The sequence below is a fragment of the Nocardiopsis lucentensis DSM 44048 genome (assembly GCF_000341125.1).
Lineage (GTDB): Bacteria > Actinomycetota > Actinomycetes > Streptosporangiales > Streptosporangiaceae > Nocardiopsis > Nocardiopsis lucentensis.
Genome location: NZ_ANBC01000497.1, coordinates 1 through 557 on the forward strand (window position 1 = coordinate 1; position 557 = coordinate 557).

The 557-nt window shown below is 75.0% G+C and carries 1 protein-coding gene; it reads right to left on the reverse strand.

Annotated elements, in window-relative coordinates; genetic code table 11:
• The coding region (locus tag D471_RS0117610; RefSeq protein WP_017599840.1) for an SDR family NAD(P)-dependent oxidoreductase at positions 1-557 on the reverse strand (557 nt) is incomplete at both ends.

Sequence of the window (557 nt, forward strand, 5' to 3'; positions counted from 1 at the left end):
GGAAGGCGACGAGCCCGGCCGCGTCCTCGGGGGTGCCAAAACCCTCGCCCTTGCGCAGCCAGCCCGGCAGGGGGCGGCCGCTCTCGCGGGCGGCCTCGACGTGGGGGGCGAAGGCGGGGACGGTCTCGGTCATCGCCGTGGCGGCGACCGGGATGACGGCGTTGACGGTGATCCCGGCCCGGGCGCACTCCATCGACCAGGTGCGGGCCATGGCGGCGATCCCGGCCTTGGCGGCGGCGTAGTTGGTCTGCCCGAAGTTGCCGCGCTGCCCGGCGGGGGAGCCGACCAGGATGAGCCGCCCGCCGCCACCGCGTTCGCGCATGTGCGTGACGGCGGCGCGGGCACAGGTGAAGGTGCCGCGCAGGTGGACGTCGATCACCGTGTCGAAGTCGTCGTCGCTCATCTTCCACAGCACGCGGTCGCGCAGTACGCCGGCGTTGGTGACCAGGACGTCCAGGCGGCCGAACTCCTCCACGGCCCGGTCCACCAGGCGCTGTGCGGTCGAGGCCGGTCCGACGGCCGCGGCTTCGGCGACGGCGGCGCCACCCTCGGCGGTG